Origin of the sequence: Rhodococcus sp. NPDC006774, assembly GCF_040636045.1 — a bacterium.
In the GTDB taxonomy this organism is placed as follows: domain Bacteria; phylum Actinomycetota; class Actinomycetes; order Mycobacteriales; family Mycobacteriaceae; genus Rhodococcoides.
Window position 1 is genome coordinate 38482 of sequence record NZ_JBEYIW010000015.1, and the last position, 19634, is coordinate 58115.

Consider the following 19634-nt stretch of genomic DNA (forward strand, 5'->3'; position numbering starts at 1 on the left):
GATCAGTCGAGCAGCCCGTCCCGCAATGCACGCAGAACGGCGCTGGTTCTGTCGTTGGCACCGAGTTTGAGAATGGCCGACGACATGTGGTTCTTGACGGTTCCCTCGGCCAGATGCAGTGCGTCGGCTATCGATCTGTTGGTGTACCCGCTTGCGACGAGCCGGAGGACGTCGATCTCGCGGGCAGTGAGTGTGTCGGCGACTCCGACGTCGCTAGGGCGGCGCTTCCCGGCCCGAAGAGCGTCCAGCAGTCTCTCGGTGATGGCAGGTTGTGCCATTGTTCGACCGGCCGCGAGTTCACGTACAGCACCGCCGAGCCGCTCGAAGGTCACGTCCTTGAGCAGATAGCCCTTCGCGCCCGCGCGCAGCGCCCCGAGCACCAACTCGTCGTCGTCGAACGTCGTCAGAACCAGGACCGGAACCCGAATTCCTCTGTCCTGCAGGGTACGAAGCGTCCACAGGCCGTCGAACCGCGGCATACGTAGATCGAGCAACACCACATCGGGAGGATCGAGTTCGATCGACGCGACCGCAGCAGCGCCGTCGTCCGCCTCCCCGGTCACCTCGATGTCGGGGTCCAGTTCGAGCAGACTGCGGATACCCTGCCGAACCAGAGTGTGGTCGTCGACGATCAAGACCGTGATCACGGTGCGGGCACCGTCGCCTGGACCACGAACCCGCGATCGACCGAAAACGTGACCGTGCCGCCCAGTCCTTCGATGCGCTCTCGGATTCCTTGCAGCCCGTGCCCCGGCTCGAAATCGGCCGACGCCCGGCCGTCGTCGCGCACCGAGACCGACAGCGCACCGGTCGGATCCGCGCTTACCTCGATCCACATCTCATCGGCATTCGCATGGCGAATGGTGTTGGTGATCATCTCCTGCACGCAGCGGACCACCGCCACCGCGCGAGCGTCGTCGACCCTGATCTCGGGGTCGACCGTCAGATGCACGACCGGTTCGGGCAAGTGCGCAACCAGACGATCGAGCGACTCGCCCAGCACCGGGGTCCTGCTGCGCACCTCGCCGACCGTCGACCGGACGTCGCCGAGCAGGTCACGTGCGATGGATCGGGCCCGAACGACATGCTCGCGCGCAGGCTCGGAGACCTGATGGGACGCCACCTCGAGCTCGAGGCTCAGTGCGGTGAGCTGGTGACCGAGCACGTCGTGCAACTCTCGCGCGATGCGCAATCGCTCGTCGGCACGGGAGGAATCGTCCAACAACGCACTGGCGGTACGAAGTTCGGCGTGAGCGACCGCAAGTTCCCGACGCAACCGAGCCTGTCGCAGCTGCGCGGTCACCGACAACGCGCTGGCCACCTGCAGCGCTGCATAGATCGACATGATCAGCGCGATCTCCGAGATCCGTCCACCCCGGATCGCAACCGACACCCCCACGCAGCAGGTGTAGACCGCAACGATGACCGCCACCGACGACCCGGTCACCCGATACACGGCGAACGTCGAGGTGAAGACCAGCAGAATGGGCAGCCAACCCGCCGTCGGGGCGGTCAGCACCAGAACCGGTGCCAGCACCACCTGCGCGGCGAAGCATGCGCGCACGAGACGATCCGGCAGCCGATCCTCCCACCACATGCCCGCGGTCTGCGCCGACAGAAAGGCCGCGAACAGCGCAGCCCAGACCCACAGTGGAACCTCGAGCTCGTCGGCGATCGACCGATCGAAGACGACGAGAGCGCCCATGACGACAGCGAGCGCAGACACGAACGCACCGGCCAGAACGTCGGGTCCGAGGCGTCTCATTCTGTCGACCCTATCGCCCGTTTCGTCCGCACACCCCTGCCGAAAGTCACGATCACGATCGGTGACGATCGGCACCTGTGCGCAGACCAGGGCGGATCTAGCGTCGAGTTCGAGACAATCGAGAAGGGAGCATCGGATGGCAGCGATCGACGTTCGAGACATCACCCAGCGGTATCGGGGGCGCACCGCCCTGGCAGGCGTCAGCCTCACGATCGCCGAAGGCGAGACGCACGGCCTGCTCGGGCGCAACGGTGCCGGCAAAACGACAATGGTCGAAACCGTTGCGGGCCTTCGTAAGCCGAGCTCGGGTGCCGTGCGAGTTCTGGGACTCGACCCCTTCACCGACCGCGATCGGGTGCGAGCCGTTCTGGGAGTACAGCTGCAGTCCAACGACCTTCACACCGCGCTCACCGTTACCGAACTGGTCGATCTGTTCGCCTCCTTCTACCGTCGACCTGCCGATCGAGACGCTCTCGTTCGAGCGGTGGGCCTGCACGAGCACCGCTTGGTGCGCTACGAGCGATTGTCCGGAGGCCAGCAACAGCGGTTGTCGGTGGTCCTCGCCCTGATCGGTTCCCCTCGGGTCGTCATCCTCGACGAACTCACCACCGGACTCGATCCGGATGCACGACGCACCGTGTGGCGACTGATCGAGGACCTCCGCGCAGACGGTGTCACCATCCTGCTGATCAGCCATCACATGGACGAAATACACCGCCTGTGCGATCGCATCACCGTTCTCGATCGAGGGTCCGTCGTCGCCACCGGCACACCGGATTCTCTGATCGCCGACGCCGGCCTCGGAGGCGAGCACCGAGCCACCCTCGAAGACGCATTCCTGACAATGACGGAACGGAGCTCGGCATGACCGCACACGACATTCACGCTGCACCTCGTCCGGGCCTGCGCGCCACCGCCGCACTCGTCGGGGCCGAAATGCGCATGGTCACCCGGGACACGGCCGGACTGATCGTCCCCATCGCCCTCCCGGTTCTCGTACTGGTGATGAACGGATCCGGTACCTCGGCGGAGATCGTCGGGCCGGGCGCGTTCACTGCTTTCGATCGGTTCGTACTGCCGCTTGCCCTGACCATGATCGTCGCCGTCATCGGAATCGTGAACATGCCAAGCTTTCTTGCGCTCTATCGCAAGTCCGGCGTGCTGAAGCGACTGTCGACGACACCGATCGGACCGACGCAGGTGCTGGCTGCGCAAGTGATCACCAGCGCCGTCCAAGCCACACTCGGAATCGGTATCGCTCTGTCCACTGCTGCACTGCTCTTCGGAATCACGCCCCCGCACAATCCGATCCTGGTCGCGGCCGTTCTGGTGATCGGTGCCGCGGCGATGTACTCGCTGGGGATCGTGGTGGCCGCCGTTGCACCCACAGCGAACTCGGCCGTCGCGATCGGTCTGACCCTGTTCCTGGTTCTCGGTGCCACCGGCGGACTGTTCGGACCGGTCGCGGATCTACCCGGTCCGGTTGCGGCCGTCGGTGAGGTACTGCCCTTCGGTGCGACCGTCACCGCGCTGGGATCTGCCTGGGCCGGAACGCCTGTCGACATCGGCGGACCCATCGGACTCGTGGTCGCGGTGATCGCTGGAACCGCCTGCGCGATCCGGTTGTTTCGCTGGTCCTAGCGCGATACGGCATAGTGGTCGGCGTGCCCGAGTTGAATCTGCATACGTTCGGACCCGCAGACGGTCCCGAAATCCTCGCCGTTCACGGTGTGACCGGCCATGGTGCCCGGTGGTGGGACCTCGCCGAGAATCACCTCCCCGAAGCCAGGATTCTGGCTCCGGATCTCATCGGCCACGGACATTCGCCGTCCACGCCACCCTGGGACATCGACGCTCAGGTCATCGCCCTGAAGTCCGTGCTCGACGCCCATGCACGTGGCCCGGTCGTGGTCCTCGGACATTCGTACGGCGGCGCGTTGGCCGTGCATCTCGCGCAAAAATTCCCGGATGCGGTACGTGCCCTGGTTCTGCTCGATCCCGCGATCGCTCTGCCGCCGGAGGAGCTGCTCGAGGTTGCCGAAGCCACCGCGAAATCCCCCGACTACACCGACGCCGACGAGGCGCGCTCGGAGAAGATCCACGGGGCGTGGGCGGATGTACCGACCGAATTGCTCGACCGCGAGGTCGCCGATCACCTGGTCCCCGCCGACGGCGGAAAGGTCGCGTGGCGAATGTCGATTCCGGCGATCGTCGCGACGTGGGGCGAGCTCGCACGTCCGATCGTGGTCCCCGCCGAGTCCGTCCCGACCATCGTGGTGCGGGCCATGCGCGTCCAACCTCCCTATGTCACAGAGGAATTTCTCTCGGCGCTGCGAGATCGACTGGGCGATAACCTGCGTACCGTCGAACTCGACTGCGATCACATGGTCGGCCAGGCCAAGCCGGTCGAGGTGGCCGAGCTGGTGCGATCCGTGCTCTAGATGGCCCCGATCACCGAAGACCAGGTCGAGCGAGTTCGCGCGTTGGTCGCGTCCATTCCCTCGGGATTCGTCGCCACGTACGGAGACATCGCGGCCGCTGCCGACCTGTCGAGCCCTCGCATCGTCGGATGGATCATGCGCACCGATTCCGCCGACCTGCCCTGGCATCGAGTCCTCGGCGCAAGCGGAAGACCCGCCCCGCACCTGGCCTCGAGGCAGCTCGAGACTCTGCGCAGCGAAGGCGTGCAGATTCACGACGGGCGGGTGCCACTGAGCTCGATTCGATTCGACTTCGGGGCGCTCCCACCGTCACCTGCACCGACCACTAATCTCGGAGAATGAACATCAGGGACGCACTCGAGCAGTTCGATCCACGCCCCACGGCGAAGTTCGCGCTGTCGAAGGCGAGCACCTTCGTCGCCTCCGCCGGTCTCGTCGTCGACGAGGTCTCGGGTACCAGAGTGGCGGGGCACATCGATTTGACGGACGAGCACTTCACGCCGTGGGGCGTCGTCCACGGCGGCGTCTACACCACTGCCGTCGAGAGCGCCGCCAGCATCGGTGCCAGCGAAGCGGTCAAGGATCGTGGCGAGTTCGCGGTCGGCGTACACAACGGCACCGACTTTCTGCGCGCCAGCAAGGGCGGCCGCGTCGACGTTGTCGCGGAACCGTTGCAGCAAGGCAGAATTCAGCAACTGTGGCTGGTGACGATCACCGCCTCGGACAGCGGAAAAGTCATTGCACGCGGGCAGGTTCGCCTGCAGAACGTGCCGCTGCCGACATGACAGAGCTCGCACCGTGACACAGCCGGTCTGCGACGCGATCGTCCTCGCCGGCGGCCGAGGGTCCAGGATGGCAGATCCCGAGCACCCCAGTGCGCCGCAGGAGGTCGACAAGCCTGCGATGACCGTCGGCGGTCGTCGCATGGTCGACATTGCCGTGGACGCAGTATCGGGCTGCCGCAGAACGGTTCTGGTGGGTCCGAACCGTACCGGAGTACCCGAGTACGTGGCGCAGACTCGGGAGTCCCCCGCGGGCGGTGGGCCCGTCGCCGCCCTCGCCGCTGGACTGCGATCACTCGACGACCGTGCAGATCCGGAGGGCACTGCAGATCTGGTGGTGGTCATCGCGTCGGACATCCCGTTTCTCGACGCCCAGGCGGTCGTTTCGTTGATCGATTCGATGCAGAACACACAGACGGACGCCGTCTTCGCGCGCGACGATGCGGGTCGCACGCAGTTTCTGCTGGGAGTCTGGCGGTATGCCGCGTTGCGTTCCGCTGTGGCACAGCTGGATTCGGTGGAGGGCGCGCCCATGCGCACCATCCTTCCGGCCGATCATCTGGTGATCGCAGTCTCCGGTGTCGAGGACTGCGACACCCGCGCCGATCTTCTCGCCGCCCGCCTGGCCGCACGGCCGTCGGAAACGCTCGAGGTCGGCGACGCACTCCACCGCATTCGGAGCCGGATCCCCGCCCTGCCGATCAGGCGAATTCCCCTGCAGGACAGCGCCGGAACCGTCCTCGCGGAACCCCTCGTATCCCAGACCGCGTTGCCCGCAGTCGACATCTCCGCGATGGACGGGTACGCGGTCTGCGGCACCGAACCATGGACGCTCCGGTCCGACATCGCGTACGCCGGAAGCGCCGACATCGCCCGACTCACCGAAGGAACGGCCGTGCGCATCGCGACCGGCGCTGCGCTTCCGCCCGGAGCGACATCGGTGGTTCGCGACGAACACATGACCCGCGAGTCCGACGATTCGGCTCGGCGGATTCCGACGGCTCCGCAATCCGACGACACGCGTCGGCGCGGCGAGGACTGGCTGCCCGGGACCGAACTCGTCGCAGCATTCACCCCGATCGATGCGGCCGTACGGTCACTCGCCGCCAGTGCCGAGGTGTTCGAGGTGGCGGTGCGCGGTCCGGTACGCGGACGAGTAATCATCAGCGGCAACGAGATTCGATCCACCGGACCACTCGCTCCCGGCGAGACCAGGGACGTTCTCGGGTCGGTGTTGCCGGAGTATCTTGCACACTGCGGCATCACCGTCGTCGATGTGACGCTGCTCGACGACTCTGCGACGGGGTTTCGAGACGTGCTGACCCGAACCCAGGACGTGGACGTGATCGTCGTCGTCGGGGCAACCGGAGGCGGGGCGGCCGATCAGCTCCGCGCGACCCTCGCCGGCATCGATGCCGAAACCGTCGTCGGACGAATGCGCATGCGTCCCGGCGGTTCTCAGATCACCGCGGCACTGCCCGACGGCACGGTGGTGCTCGGCCTACCGGGGAACCCGCTGGCGGCCGTCGGTACCGCGATGCTCACCGCGCCCGCCATCGTCGATGCCCTGACCGGGAGAACGGTGCGCCCATCGCGGATCGGCCTGTTGTCCAACGCCGCCGAGGTTCGGTCCGCGACTCCCCGCATCGTCCCGGTCACCGCGGACGGCACGCGGTGGCGAGCAGATACCCAGGTCCGCACGGCGCACCTGGGTCACCTCGTCGGCCGCGACGCACTGGCTGTGATTCCGGCCGAGGTCAGCGCCGACGAGCCGGTGACAATTCTTCCGCTGCCGCACCGCTAGATTCACCGAGAGAGCGAACACCCTCGCGATACCGAGCGACAACGAGATCGACGATCGCGGCATGCACTCCGAGGGGTTCACCGACGCCGTCGGCCCCGGCGTCACCCAAACGAGTGTGAAAGAGCCCGCGCGCCAACAGATACGACGCCACGAACACACGTGTGTGCCCGGCTTCGCGCAGAGTCGACACCGCGTCGGACACGGTGGGAGTACTGGTGGCGACGTACCCGATCCGTACCGGGACCCGAGAGACGTCGGCCAGCATCGCTGCCGCGCGCCGGTGTTCTTCCAACGCTCGAGCGTCGGAAGATCCTGCGGCAGCGAGCACGATGCAGTCACCCGCCTGCCATCCTGCATCGCGCAATCGGTCCAGCATGACCTCGGCCAGCACCCGGTCGGGTCCGAGAGCGCGGGTGACCGCAACCGACGTGTGGGCGCTGTCGGCGATCTCTCGCGGCACATCGGTGTGGACGTGGTAACCCGATGCAAGGAAAGCGGGAACCACGACCGCCGACTCGGGGGTGTCACGCAGCACCTCGGCCGGGGACGGCCCGAGTACGTCGACGAATGCCACGCGCGTGGTACCGATCTGCGTCGAGACGGCATCGGCGAGTGCGGCGATCATCTCGACACCACGGGGGTTCCGGGTGCCGTGTGCAACCAACACCAAAGTCGGTGTCATCAGTACTTTCCCCCTTCTACGACGGCCGCACGTGCGCGCACGGCAGGCTCGTCGGGATCGCAGTCCGTTTCGGTCTCTATGTGATCGAGTGCGATGCGATAGCCACGCTTGACCACGGTCTGGATCGCTTTCGGCGCGCCGAGCGATGACCTGAGTCTGGTCATCGCGGTTTCCACCGCATGGGTGTCGCCGCCTCCGCCCGGCAGCGAGGCCAACAGGTCCTCACGGGAGACGACGCGTCCGGGATTGCGGGCCAATGTCTTCATCAGTGCCATGCCTGCCGGGGACACCGGTCGGACTTCACCGTCGACCACCACGCACTTACCGCGGACGCTGACGACGTGCCCGCCGGCATGCAGCCGGCCGGTTCGCCTCGGCAGTTCCTCGGCGATGTGCCGCGCGAGTGCCCCCAGACGCGCCCGTGCGGGCTGCGTGGTGGCCACGTTCAGTTGCTCGAGGGGCGCGGCCGTGACCGGTCCGACGCACACCGGCAGCACCCTCGATCGCATGGATTGCAGCAGAGGTTCGAGCACGCCGTTCTCGTCGGCGCGCATCAGCATCGACGCCACCGCCGGTGCCGAGGTGAAGCTGAGGGCGTCGAGATCGCCGACGACGACGGCTTCGATCATGCGGTCCATCGGGCTCTGGTCGTCGGGCGCGGTCCAGCGGTACACCGGCACCGGAACCACTTCGGCTCCTGCGCAGCGCAACACCTCGCAGAAGTCGGGAACAGGCTCCCATTCGGTGGTCGCGCCGTGCAGCTGCACGGCGACGCGTTTGCCCTCCACCCCTTCGGCGAGCAGATGTTCGAGTACCTCCGCCGAGGACTCCGAGGCGGGCGACCATTCCTCGCGCAGATCGGCCGCTCGGATGGCACCTTTCGCCTTAGGTCCGCGAGCCAGCAGGCGCGACGCGCCGAGTGCGCGCCCCAGTTCTTCTGCCCGACCCCACCCGTCCGCCGCCTCGATCCAGCCGCGAAATCCGATTCCTGTTGTGGCGACGGTGATCTCGGGCGGATCAGCGATGACGGCGGCGGTGACGCGTTCGAGTTCGGCGTCGTCGGCCAGTGGGATGATGCGAATTGCGGGGGCATGCATCACGGTGGCCCCGCGCCGCTCGAGCAGAGTCGCGAACTCCTCCGCCCGACGCGACGCGGTGATCCCGACGGTGAACCCGGCCAGAGGCGTTGCTGCCCCGGCGATTTCGCTCACGTAGAACCGCCGCGCACGAGCACGACGCCCTCGACGCAGGAGACCTCGAACGATCCGAGGGTGACCTCCGGGTCATCGAGGCAGCGCCCGTCGGCCAGGGAGAAGACCTGCTTGAGCAGCGGCGATGCAACGGTGGGTTCACCCCCACGGTCTCCCACCAGTCCGCGTGACATGACTGCTGCACGTCCGTACGGATCGATGTTGCCCACCGCGAACAGTCGTCCGTCGTCGAGCAGAAACAGCGCTGCCTGGGTGCCGCCTCGCAGGAGCACCGCCACTCCGCGCCCGGGAATCAGCGCGTCGAGTGTGCAGGCCGGGGTCCAATCACGAGCGATGCCGTTCGGTACCGCTGTTGGTGACTTCACTGTTGATGAATCGATGACAGTCATGGCGCACCTCCTGATCAGCTATTCCACGTTGCTTGTGTTTCTGACCCGTTAAGTCGCGATTACTCGTCTGTGCACATGCACTCAGTTTCGTGACCTGCCGGTTGTCAGCTCCCGCGTCGGCTCACGCGCCGATGCGCGGCATTCCCATCAGCACGGGTACCTTGCGCGCCCCGGACTCGTCGAACGCGATGGTGGGGTCGGCCTCGTCCGGAGCATTGACGAAGGAGACGAATCGACCGAGCTTCTCGTCGTCTTCGAGCACGCCTGCCCACTCGTCCTTGTATCCGGCGACATGGCGTCCCATGTCGGCCTCGAGCTCCGCACCGATCCCGAGACTGTCCTCGCACACGACCGCTCTGAGGTGATCGAGTCCCCCGTCGAGCGATTCGAGCCACGGTGCCGTGCGCTGCAGCCGATCGGCAGTGCGCACGTAGAACATGAGGTAGCGGTCGATGTAGCTGACCAGGGTGGCATCGTCGAGGTTGGAGGCCAGCAATTGAGCGTGCTTGGGTGACTGACCGCCGTTGCCGGCCACGTACAGATTCCAGCCGCCCTCCGTCGCGATGATTCCGACGTCCTTGCCGCGAGCCTCGGCGCATTCTCGTGCGCAGCCCGAGACCCCGAACTTGATCTTGTGCGGCGACCGCAGACCTCGGTAGCGGTTCTCGAGATCGACCGCCATCCCCACCGAATCCTGGACGCCGTAACGGCACCAACTCGATCCGACGCAGCTCTTGACCGTCCGCAGCGACTTTCCGTAGGCCTGGCCCGATTCCATACCCGCGTCCACGAGGCGCTTCCAGATCGCCGGTAGCTGCTCGACGCGGGCACCGAACATGTCGATGCGCTGACCTCCGGTCACCTTGGTGTACAGCCTGAAATCGCGGGCGACCTCACCGATGACGATCAGTTGCTCGGGCGTGCACTCGCCGCCGGGCATCCGGGGCACAACCGAGTACGTGCCGTTCTTCTGGATGTTGGCCAGGAAGTGGTCGTTGGTGTCCTGCAGCGACGCCTGCTCACCGTCGAGAATGTGATCCGAGGAGGTCGACGCGAGGATCGACGCGACGACGGGCTTGCAGATGTCACACCCCGCTCCCGCACCGTACTTGGCGATCAGCGAGGAGAAGGTGCGGGTGTTCGTGGCCCGCACGATCTCGAACAGCTCGGCTCTGGACTGAGAGAAGTGCTCGCACAACGACTTCGAGAGGACAACACCGGACGCGGCGAGCAGCGACTTGATCGAGGGCAGGCATCCGCCACAGGTGGTGCCCGCGGTGGTGCAGCTCTTCACGGCCGCCAGATCGCAGGCCCCATCGGCGATCGCCGAGCAGATGGCACCCTTGCTCACGCCGTTGCAGGAACAGATCTCGGCGTCGTCGGGAAGTGCGCCGATCCCGACCTGTTCGGCCGCCGGTGAGATCAGGGCTCCCGGGTCGCCGGGCAACTCGCGTCCGACGAGCGGACGCAGCAGCGAGTACGCGGAAGCATCGCCGACGAGGATGCCGCCCAGGAGGGTCTTCGCGTCGTCGGTCACGACGAGCTTGGCGTACGTGCCCTTGGGCGCATCGCTGAACACCACCTCGAGCGCACCAGGGGTGGCCGCCATCGCGTCGCCGAAACTGGCGACGTCGACACCCATCAGCTTGAGCTTGGTGGACATGTCTGCACCCGGGAATTGTGCTGCGCCACCGAGCAATCGGTCGGCCACGACCTCCGCCGTCGAATATCCGGGAGCGACCAGCCCGTAGCACCGACCCTCGACGGCGGCACATTCGCCGATCGCGTAGACGGCAGGGTCGGAGGTACTGCAGCCGATGTCGACCATGATGCCGCCGCGCTCACCGACCTCGAGGCCACTCTCGCGTGCCAGCCGATCCTGGGGACGCACACCGGCGGAGAACACCAGCAACGCGGCGTCGATGGTGCTGCCGTCGCTCAGCTCGACCGTCAGGCCGGCGCTGTCGTTCTCGGAGATCGACGACGTGCCCACTCCCACATGTACGTTCAGCCCGAGTTCGGTGACGAGGCGGGCCAACAGCGCACCGCCGCCCTCGTCCACCTGCAGCGGCATCAATCGTGGAGCGAACTCGATGACGTGCGGGGTCATGCCCATCTTCTTCAGCGCGTTCGCCGCTTCGAGCCCGAGCAGACCACCGCCGACCACCACACCGACGGCTCCCGGTCCCGCAGCGTCGGCGCGGGCACGGATCTTGTCCAGGTCGTCGAGGGTGCGGTAGACGAAGCACGCGGGCAGGTCGTGTCCGGTGATCGGCGGCACGAACGGGTAGGAACCGGTGGCGAGGACAAGAGCGTCGTACTCGACCGCGTCTCCCGCCGAGGTCACGACGGTGCGGTGGTCACGGTCTATGCGATCGGCACGTACTCCGGTGCGCATCTCGACGAGTGTGTCGCCGGGATAATCGTTCCCCGCCAGAGCGAGTTCCTTGTGGTCCCAGGCACCGACGTAGGACGACAGTCCCACCCTGTCGTACGCCGCCAGTGCCTCCTCGCACAGGACCGTGACCTTCCACTCGGCCGCCTCGTCGCGCGCACGCAACGCTTCGACGAATCGGTGTCCGACCATCCCGTGACCTACCACTACCGCGTTCTTCATTGCGGGTCCTTCCGATCTACGTTGCCGTGCAGGGCGTTTCGTCATTGCCGGTGATGGATCCTCAGACGGCTACCGGTGCGTCGGCGTCGGCGGAATTCGTCTTGCGCAGGTAGATCGCCCAGGTGACGATCGCGCAGACGATGTAGAAGCCGAGGAACACCCAGAATGCCGTGGTCGCGGACTTCGCGGTACCCGAGTACGACGCCCGCAGCACCAGGTTGATTCCGACGCCGCCGAGAGCGCCGATCGCACCGGCGATACCGATGAGGGCACCGGACATCTTGCGCGACCAGTGCTGTTGCTCGTCGACCGTCATGCCCTGAAGCTGAGCAGATTTCGCAGCGAAGATGGCGGGGATCATCTTGTAGACCGATCCGTTTCCGAGGCCCGAGAGCAGGAAGAGGGCGATGAATCCGACGACGAAGAGCACCATCACCGTTCCGCTGGCCGCCCCGGGAGTCGAATCGTCCCAGGTGCTGGCCGCGACCAGAATTCCGGTGGCGAACGTCATGGCCACGAACGTGTACAGGGTGATCTTGCCGCCGCCGATCTTGTCGGCGAGCTTGCCGCCGAACGGCCGCGACAACGACCCGAGCAACGGTCCGATGAAGGCGATCTGAGCGGCCTGCAGCGATGCCTGCGCCTGCAGAGCGGGAGTTGCGGGTGCCCCGTCGGTGAGTCCGGCGAGGAAGTTGATCTGCAGTACCTGCCCGAACGCGAAGCTGAAGCCGATGAACGATCCGAACGTGCCGATGTACAGGAAGGCGATCCACCACGAGTCCGAGAACTTCAACACGTCGATCATGGAGCGCCCGTTGGTCTTCTGGTTGTCCAGGTTGTCCATGTACAGCGCGGCACCGACGGCGGCCAGCGCGATGAAGACGAGATAGACGGCGCACACGATCTCGGGGGCGGTGTTACCGATGGTGGCGATGACCAGCAAGCCGATGAGCTGGATGACGGGCACACCGATGTTGCCGCCGCCCGCGTTCAAGCCGAGAGCCCATCCCTTCTCGCGCTGCGGATAGAACGCATTGATGTTCGTCATCGAGGACGCGAAGTTACCGCCGCCGAGTCCGGCGAACGCCGCAACGATGATGTATGTGGTGTACGACGCCGGGTTGAGCATGAAATACATCGTCAGCACGGTGGGGATCAGCAACACCAGAGCACTGAAGATGGTCCAGTTACGCCCACCGAACTTCGCCGTGGCGAAGGTGTACGGAATCCGCAGGATCGCGCCGACGAGTGTGGGGACGGCCACGAGGAAGAATTTGCCCGCGGCGTCGATGCCGTAGACCGACAACGGCATGAACAGCACCATGACCGACCAGATCGACCAGATCGAGAATCCGACGTGCTCGGCGATGACCGACCAGATCAGATTGCGCTTGGCGATCTGCTTGCCGCCGGCCTCCCATGCCTCGACGTCCTCGGAATTCCAGTGCGCGATGTGATGATTGACGGAGACGGGAACCGTTCCGGGCGGAACGGTCGCCGTGGTGGCTGAGCCGGCATCTGCCGAAGCGCTGCGAGAAAGGCTGGTCACGTGTGGCCTCCTGATCGGTGTGTGGACCGAACATAGGAAAGCCATGTTGCAGCGGCGCTGCGTGCGATGACTCGGAAGATTAACTCGGTCTCACGCGATCACGGGCACCGACGTGAGATGAAGCGTCAACGGTCGTCGTGCGTCACCAGGTGTCTTCGAGCATCCTCGGTCGGCAGCACAGGAATCCTCCGACCAGCAGAACCGCCACACACCCGGTCAGCAGCACCAACGAGAGTCCCCATCCACCGGACTGCGTGTGCAGCAGCCCGAACAGAATCGGACCGGTCGAGGACACCACGTAACCCAGTCCCTGAGTGAACCCCGACAGCGAGGACGATCCCACCGCGGTACGCGTCCTGAGGTTGATCAGCGTCAGCGACATCGGGAAGGTCATCGTGCCCAGCCCGACCAGGCACACCCACACGACCGTACCGGCGGCAGGCGACCAGTGCAGACCCGAGAAGCCGCCGAAATAGCAGACTGCGGCGACCACCACGAGGCCGAACGGATTACGCACTCGCGCACAGAGAGTCGGCGCGGCCAGCGACGTGACCAAGCCCATCGCGCCGAAGGCCGCGACAGAAGCACCGGCCAAGCCTTCTCCGATCCCCGCATCGATCAACAGCGTCGGCAACCAGGTGAGCATGGAGTAGGTGATCAGGGAGGTCATTGCGAACATCATCACCATCCCCCACGCCAGCGAGGATCGATGAATTCGGCCGCTCGGTTCCACGCGCACCGCGGCCGATCCGGACTCGGCCGAGACGTCCTTCTCGTCGTGGCCGCGTCGGGCCACCACCACACCGAGCCACGGCAGTGCGGCCGCGACGCCGACCACGGCCCAGATCCCGATGGACACACGCCATCCGTGCGCGTCGGCGATGGGTACCGCGAGCAGCGGCGGGACCATGGTGCTGATCTGCATGACGCAGATGTAGACGGTGCTCACCACAGCGAGACGATCGGAGAAGTACCGCTTGACCAACGGCGGGATGACGACGTTTCCGATCCCCATTCCCGCGAGGGCGATCGCGGACAGGGCGAGCAACGAGGCGGTGTTCGGCGCGAATGCACGGGTGGCCATGCCGATGGTGGTCAGTGCCATGGCCAGCAGCGCAGCTCGCTCGAGACCGGTGCGCTTGGCGAGAAACGGTGTTGCCAGACCGAACACGGCGAACATCGCCGGGGGCAACATTCCGACGACGCCGACAACCGTGTCGCCGAACTCGAGGTCGGTGCCGATCCTGCCGAAGAGCGGGCTGATCGAGGTCACTGCCGCCCGCAGCGTCAGTGCTGACAGAACGATTGCGGAGAAGACGAGAATTCGCCCGCGCAGGAGCGAGGTACCGACGGTTCGGGCGGCGGGGACGGTAGGCGCACTCACCGCGTAATCATAGGATGACCGGATCATTGGGTGCAAAGCATTACTATCGACGCTGCAACGTCCCCGGCATGAGGAGCCCACGTGCGGCAGGTCCAGCGATCGAGCCTGATCTCCCAGGTGACGGCTGCGCTGCGCGAGGAGATCACCTCGCAGCGATGGCCGGTGGGTACCCGCATTCCCACCGAACCCGAACTGTGCGAGATGACCGGCACCGGGCGAAACACCGTGCGTGAAGCAGTGCAGGCACTCGTCCACGCAGGCATGGTCGAACGCAGGCAGGGTTCGGGCACGTTCGTCATGACGTGCTCCGACCTGGGCGGAACCTTGGGAAAGTACTTCTCGGACGCTCGGCACCGCGACGTCACCGAGCTGCGCGAGACACTGGAAGTCACCGCGGCGGCTCTTGCCGCCGACCGACGCGACGACGACGACATCGTCGCGATGCTGAGCGCGCTGGCCGATCGCAATGCGGCGTGGTCCGACGAAACGCCGCTGGCGGATGCCGTTCGGATCGACGCACGGCTGCACCGCGCCATCGTCGCGGCCAGCCACAACGCCATCTATCTGGAGTTCTACGATTCACTGCTGCCGGTGATCCACGACGCCATGCGCCACCATGCGATCGAGCACGACGACGATTACATCGACGAACACACCGCACTCGTGGCGGCGGTCATCGACGGCGACGCCGCCCGCGCGATGCATGCCGCTCGGTCTCTGTTCCACGAACTCTCCGAATCACCGGCTCGCGCAGAGGAACTCCCGGCTCGCGCACCAGAACTCACAGAATGAGGCGCACCAGATCTGCTGTTCGTGCCAAGCCGGGGAAGGCCTCCGACGTCGAACGTGGGTGAAGCGCGTGCACTGCGAGACGAAAGATCAACGCGCGCAACAACATCTGCGGCCATTCCGGTAGATCGTCCCAGCGGCCGACCAGACCGTCGTCGGCGTCACCCCAGGAGAGGGCGTCCACCACGGCCACCCCGGCAGCCCACGGCGCGGGACGCCAGTACGGGGTGATGTCACTGATTCCGGGGGCATCGCTTCCGGAGAACAACACCGTTCCGAACAGATCACCGTGCACCAACTGATCAGGCGACTCGACTGGCTTGCGTAGTGTCGCAAGCTGTTTGACCAATTCCAGGCTGCTCTTGCCATCGCTGGACGACGGCTCGGGTGCCCCTGCACCGCGAGCCGAGCGCAGTGGGACCGCCTCCCATGCAGCTCTGTCGGCAGCAACGAACACGTCCACGTCGGCCCACGGCGCCACGGGCGGCTGAACCAGGAATCGGGGTCGCTCGAGTTGCGCGGTCGCCGCATGCAACCGCATCGACAACGAGATCACCTCGTCGTGGCGGGGCTCCGGTTCACCGGCGACGAACGTGTCCGCTCGCCAGCCCGACACGACGTAACGGCCGTCGGTGGAACGCACCGGTCGGGCGAGACGAACCCCGTCCACGGTCAAGGTCTCGCGCACCTTGGCCGACCACGCGGCGCGGGCATGGTCTGCCACCGGAGACAGCACGACGTCGCCCAGACGCCATCCACCGTCCCAGTCCGCGCCGAGAGGTGCAGGCTCGACATCGCGCAGCCCGAACGTAGAGATCACGTGCTGAGGAGGTTCGACAGAGCTCACGAGCGCCACGCTACCGCCGATCGCGGTGCCACTGCGAACGACGCGCACACACGGACCGCATCAGTACATGGGCAGACCGGGATCGATCTGCTTGGCCCACTCCACTATTCCGCCGTGCAGATGGGAGGCGTCCGAGAAACCGGCACCGACGAGGGCGGAGAGCACCTCTGCGGACCTGATGCCGGTTTTGCAGTAGAGCACGATGGGGATGTGCTGCGGGAGATCTGCCATTGCGGCCCCCGACAGAATTCGATCCTTGGGTATCGAACGCGCACCGTCGATGCGGACGATGTCCCACTCCACCGGCTCACGCACGTCGATGAGGGCAACCTCGCGACCGGACTGCATCATTGCGTGCAGCTCCGCCGGGGTGATCGACTCACCGGTGGATTCGGTGGCCGGGACCACTCCGCAGAATGCCTCGTAATCGATCAGCTCGGTGATCGGCGTTCGATGCGGGTCCCGAGTCAGACCGACGGTTCGATAGCTCATCGCCAGGGCGTCGTAGATCATCAATCGACCCAGCAACGTCTCGCCGATTCCGGTGATCAGCTTGATGGCCTCGGTGACCATGACCGACCCGATCGACGCGCACAGCACCCCCAGCACCCCACCCTCGGCGCACGAGGGCACCATGCCCGGCGGCGGAGCCTCGGGGTACAGGTCGCGATAGTTGATGCCTGCGTCGCCGGGGGCCCGATCCCAGAACACCGACACCTGCCCCTCGAACCGGTAGATCGAACCCCACACGTACGGGATTCCGACCAGGGCAGCCGCGTCGTTGACGAGGTATCGGGTGGCGAAGTTGTCGGTCCCGTCGAGCACGAGGTCGTACTGCCGAAAGAGCTCGAGCGCGTTCGACGAGTCGAGTCGAACACGGTGCAGCGCCACCTCGACGCCGTCGTTGAGTTCGAGAATCGAGTCCCTGGCGCTGTCGGCCTTCGGACGACCCACGTCGGATCGGCCGTGAATGATCTGCCGTTGCAGGTTCGACAGTTCGACATCGTCGAATTCCACGATGCCCAGAGTTCCGACACCGGCAGCTGCGAGATACAGCAGCGCGGGTGAACCCAGTCCCCCGGCACCGACGACGAGCACGCGGGCGTTGCGCAGTCGCTTCTGACCGTCGGTTCCGACACTGGGGATGATCAGGTGCCGGCTGTACCGCGCGACGTCCTCGGGCGTCAGTTCGCCTGCGGGTTCGACCAGCGGAGGTAGGTGGACCACGACGCAGCGACGCTCCTCGAATCGACACGGCGGCCGGTGACCCGATCGCCACGTTCGAATCTAACTCAGCCCGTCCGACACTCGGCCGATCAGCCTCGCGGGTAGGGCCACGGATTGAATCGGCACGTCTTGCCGTCCATGGGCACGACGCCCGCCGGGTCCAGTCGCGCGATGTCGTCGTTGGACGTCCCGAACGTCTGCTGCATCATCACCGGGGCGAGCCCGCCGTCGGTCTCGCACGGCTGGTGCTGTTGGTAACCGATCGCGTGGCCGACCTCGTGATTGATCTGGTACTGGCGGTACGAGCCGATGTCGCCCTGGAACGAGATCGCCCCGCGCACCCATCTCGGCTCGTTCAGCACCACTCGCTCGATGCCGGGGTTGTAGCAGGAGACCTCGAGTTGGATGTCGTAGCCACAGGCCTGCCGGATCGACATCTGCGACGTCAGCGAGATCCTGAAGTCGGGATCGCCCTGATCGATTCGACGGAATCCGAACCGTGGGTCGTTCGTCCAACTCTTGGGGTTGGCGAGGGTCTGATCCACCAAGCGGCCGAACGACTCGTCGCCGCCGAACCCGACCGTGTCCACGCCGTCCTCGACCTCGACCGTGAAGGTGAACACCCGCTCGGTCCCCTGCCCCACCTGCTCGGTGGTGCCAGGCACGGTGTGCCACGTTCCGGCTCCCTGCACTGCGAACGGACCACCGTCGGGCAGCTCACCCGACGAGATCGACGCCGCGAAATTGCCGTCGGCCTGTGGCGGCACGCCGATGATTCCGGTGCCCGACGTCGTATCCGAACTCAAGGTGCCGAATCCGGGATCGGCGTTGGTGGACTGCGCGACAGTGCCGGTGACGGGGTCACCGGTGCGCACGGCATCGAAGACGACGAGTGCGGTCACCACGATCAGAATCGGCACCGCGTACGCCCGCCATCCGTAGGTGGACGCGAACTTTCCGAGCTTGCTCTGCTTCTTGACGTCGCGTTCCGGACGACGACTGCGCTGCTTGACCTCGCGTTGTGTCGGGTCCCACTGAGCGCGGAGCGGTTGATGCGACCCGCGACTTCCCACGGTGCGTGGGTAATCGTCCGACCGATCGTCGTACCCCTCGTCGACGCCGCCCGACTGCACACCACCGCGGATACGCGGCCCGCCTCGGTCAGTCACTCGCTCACGATCTCACAATCCTCACCGCCCGCCGCTCGGCACGCCGATACCGGGACGGGAACTATCGGGTTTCAGGTACGAAAACATCGTACGAACAAACCGCTCGACGTGATCCGGTATTGCCCACTTTCCGCAACGGTCCCCCAGGATCCCGTGAGTGAAGGCAGCCACGCGTATCGTTGCCCGTGATCTGCGCTACGAGCGGTCCGAACCGACGGCCACCCGCCGGAAGTTCATGCCGGACAGTTCGTTGTCGAACCAAGACGAGCGCAGTTGTCGACGCGGATGGGAACAGAATTCATGACAGATCTCGACGACCGGCGGTCTTCCGACCGGCCGGCCACCACCGGTAATCGCCGCAGCGCACGGTTGCCGCGCGATGCCCGTCGGGCGCAACTGCTCGCTGCTGCGAGCGAAATATTCGTGACCCGCGGATATCACGCGTCCGGAATGGACGAGATCGCCGAATGCGCGGGCGTCAGCAAGCCGGTCCTGTACCAGCACTTCCCCGGAAAGCTCGAGCTGTACCTGGCGGTGCTGCAGAGCTACGTGGACACCCTGATCGCAGGAGTACGCCAGGCCCTGCGCTCGACCACGGACAATCGGCAGCGCGTTCGTGCTGCGGTGCTGGCGTTCTACGACTTCGTCGACACCGACACTCAGGGATTCCGCCTGGTCTTCGAGTCCGATCTGATGGGCGACCCGCAGGTCAACTCTCGCGTCGAGCAGGCAACCGAAGCGTGTGTCGACGCCGTCTTCGACCTGGTTGCCCACGACTCCGGACTCGATCCCTACCGGGCCCGCGTGCTGGCCGTCGGTCTGGTCGGTGCAAGCCAGTTCACCGCTCGGTACTGGCTCGAGGCCGACCGGCCGATTTCCAAGGAAGACGCCGTCGACACCACGGTGTCACTGGCCTGGGGCGGTCTGTCACACGTGCCCCTGCAGTCACCGTAGATACCGACCCACGAACGCAACACG

At 65.8% G+C, this 19634-nt stretch carries 19 protein-coding genes; 8 read left to right on the top strand and 11 right to left on the bottom strand.

Annotated features, from left to right (window positions below; genetic code table 11):
* Positions 1 to 2 precede the first annotated feature (2 nt).
* Together ABZ677_RS20425 and ABZ677_RS20430 are read right to left on the bottom strand one after the other, a co-directional pair.
* Entirely contained in the window at positions 3 to 647 is a 645-nt protein-coding gene (locus ABZ677_RS20425; protein ID WP_358372658.1) for a response regulator transcription factor, read from the bottom strand.
* Positions 644 to 1765 carry a histidine kinase gene (locus ABZ677_RS20430; RefSeq protein WP_358372661.1) on the bottom strand — a complete coding sequence of 374 codons (1122 nt, stop codon included), beginning with the start codon at positions 1763 to 1765 and terminating at the stop codon, positions 644 to 646. Before ABZ677_RS20430 ends, ABZ677_RS20425 begins: the two co-directional genes overlap by 4 nt.
* Before the next feature lie 136 nt (positions 1766 to 1901).
* Between ABZ677_RS20430 and ABZ677_RS20435 the strand changes: the two genes are divergently transcribed.
* The 6 genes from ABZ677_RS20435 to ABZ677_RS20460 are packed head-to-tail and all read left to right on the top strand — an operon-like array spanning position 1902 to position 6792.
* Positions 1902 to 2633: an ABC transporter ATP-binding protein gene (locus ABZ677_RS20435; protein WP_358372664.1), complete on the top strand. Its 732-nt coding sequence runs from the start codon at positions 1902 to 1904 to the stop codon at positions 2631 to 2633.
* Entirely contained in the window at positions 2630 to 3406 is a 777-nt protein-coding gene (locus ABZ677_RS20440; protein WP_358372667.1) for an ABC transporter permease, read from the top strand. The genes ABZ677_RS20435 and ABZ677_RS20440 overlap by 4 nt, the downstream gene beginning before the upstream one ends.
* Positions 3407 to 3429: 23 nt before the next feature.
* The gene (locus ABZ677_RS20445; protein WP_358372670.1) at positions 3430 to 4206 is read left to right on the top strand and encodes an alpha/beta hydrolase; all 777 of its coding nucleotides are present in this window, start codon (positions 3430 to 3432) and stop codon (positions 4204 to 4206) included.
* Positions 4207 to 4548 (top strand): MGMT family protein, encoded by a 342-nt coding sequence (locus ABZ677_RS20450; protein WP_358372673.1) that lies wholly within the window; start codon positions 4207 to 4209, stop codon positions 4546 to 4548.
* Positions 4545 to 4991 carry a PaaI family thioesterase gene (locus ABZ677_RS20455; RefSeq protein ID WP_037189865.1) on the top strand — a complete coding sequence of 149 codons (447 nt, stop codon included), beginning with the start codon at positions 4545 to 4547 and terminating at the stop codon, positions 4989 to 4991. The genes ABZ677_RS20450 and ABZ677_RS20455 overlap by 4 nt, the downstream gene beginning before the upstream one ends.
* Before the next feature lie 13 nt (positions 4992 to 5004).
* Positions 5005 to 6792 carry an NTP transferase domain-containing protein gene (locus ABZ677_RS20460; protein WP_358372676.1) on the top strand — a complete coding sequence of 596 codons (1788 nt, stop codon included), beginning with the start codon at positions 5005 to 5007 and terminating at the stop codon, positions 6790 to 6792.
* On the opposite strand, the gene ABZ677_RS20465 is transcribed toward ABZ677_RS20460, so the two are convergent.
* From ABZ677_RS20465 to ABZ677_RS20490, 6 genes are all read right to left on the bottom strand, one after another.
* Positions 6746 to 7474, bottom strand: a complete 729-nt coding sequence (locus tag ABZ677_RS20465) for a sirohydrochlorin chelatase (protein WP_358372679.1) — start codon at positions 7472 to 7474, stop codon at positions 6746 to 6748. The two genes, ABZ677_RS20460 and ABZ677_RS20465, sit on opposite strands and share 47 nt — an antisense overlap.
* Entirely contained in the window at positions 7474 to 8685 is a 1212-nt protein-coding gene (locus ABZ677_RS20470) for a uroporphyrinogen-III synthase (protein WP_358372682.1), read from the bottom strand. The genes ABZ677_RS20465 and ABZ677_RS20470 overlap by 1 nt, the downstream gene beginning before the upstream one ends.
* Positions 8682 to 9074, bottom strand: a complete 393-nt coding sequence (gene nirD / locus ABZ677_RS20475) for a nitrite reductase small subunit NirD (RefSeq protein WP_037189868.1) — start codon at positions 9072 to 9074, stop codon at positions 8682 to 8684. Before nirD ends, ABZ677_RS20470 begins: the two co-directional genes overlap by 4 nt.
* Before the next feature lie 121 nt (positions 9075 to 9195).
* Positions 9196 to 11691 (bottom strand): nitrite reductase large subunit NirB, encoded by a 2496-nt coding sequence (gene nirB, locus ABZ677_RS20480; RefSeq protein WP_358372685.1) that lies wholly within the window; start codon positions 11689 to 11691, stop codon positions 9196 to 9198.
* Between the two features lie 61 nt (positions 11692 to 11752).
* Positions 11753 to 13144, bottom strand: a complete 1392-nt coding sequence (locus ABZ677_RS20485) for a nitrate/nitrite transporter (RefSeq protein ID WP_094742239.1) — start codon at positions 13142 to 13144, stop codon at positions 11753 to 11755.
* Positions 13145 to 13382: 238 nt separating this feature from the next.
* The gene (locus tag ABZ677_RS20490; RefSeq protein WP_052047594.1) at positions 13383 to 14624 is read right to left on the bottom strand and encodes an MFS transporter; all 1242 of its coding nucleotides are present in this window, start codon (positions 14622 to 14624) and stop codon (positions 13383 to 13385) included.
* An 81-nt stretch (positions 14625 to 14705) separates the two neighbouring features.
* Here ABZ677_RS20490 and ABZ677_RS20495 point away from each other — a divergent pair, with 81 nt between their 5' ends.
* Positions 14706 to 15416, top strand: a complete 711-nt coding sequence (locus tag ABZ677_RS20495) for an FCD domain-containing protein (protein WP_358372689.1) — start codon at positions 14706 to 14708, stop codon at positions 15414 to 15416.
* Here ABZ677_RS20495 and ABZ677_RS20500 read toward each other — a convergent pair.
* From ABZ677_RS20500 to ABZ677_RS20510, 3 genes are all read right to left on the bottom strand, one after another.
* Positions 15406 to 16260, bottom strand: coding sequence for a TIGR02569 family protein (locus ABZ677_RS20500; RefSeq protein WP_037190242.1), 855 nt, complete (start codon positions 16258 to 16260; stop codon positions 15406 to 15408). The genes ABZ677_RS20495 and ABZ677_RS20500 overlap by 11 nt on opposite strands.
* 60 nt (positions 16261 to 16320) lie before the next feature.
* A complete protein-coding gene (gene moeZ, locus ABZ677_RS20505) occupies positions 16321 to 17487 on the bottom strand; it encodes an adenylyltransferase/sulfurtransferase MoeZ (protein ID WP_094742139.1) in 1167 nt (388 codons plus the stop codon).
* Positions 17488 to 17576: 89 nt separating this feature from the next.
* Complete coding sequence (locus ABZ677_RS20510) at positions 17577 to 18560, bottom strand: DUF3152 domain-containing protein (protein ID WP_358372755.1); 984 nt, start codon at positions 18558 to 18560, stop codon at positions 17577 to 17579.
* A gap of 396 nt (positions 18561 to 18956) precedes the next feature.
* Here ABZ677_RS20510 and ABZ677_RS20515 point away from each other — a divergent pair, with 396 nt between their 5' ends.
* Complete coding sequence (locus ABZ677_RS20515) at positions 18957 to 19610, top strand: TetR/AcrR family transcriptional regulator (protein WP_037190243.1); 654 nt, start codon at positions 18957 to 18959, stop codon at positions 19608 to 19610.
* The last annotated feature ends 24 nt before the right edge of the window (positions 19611 to 19634 follow it).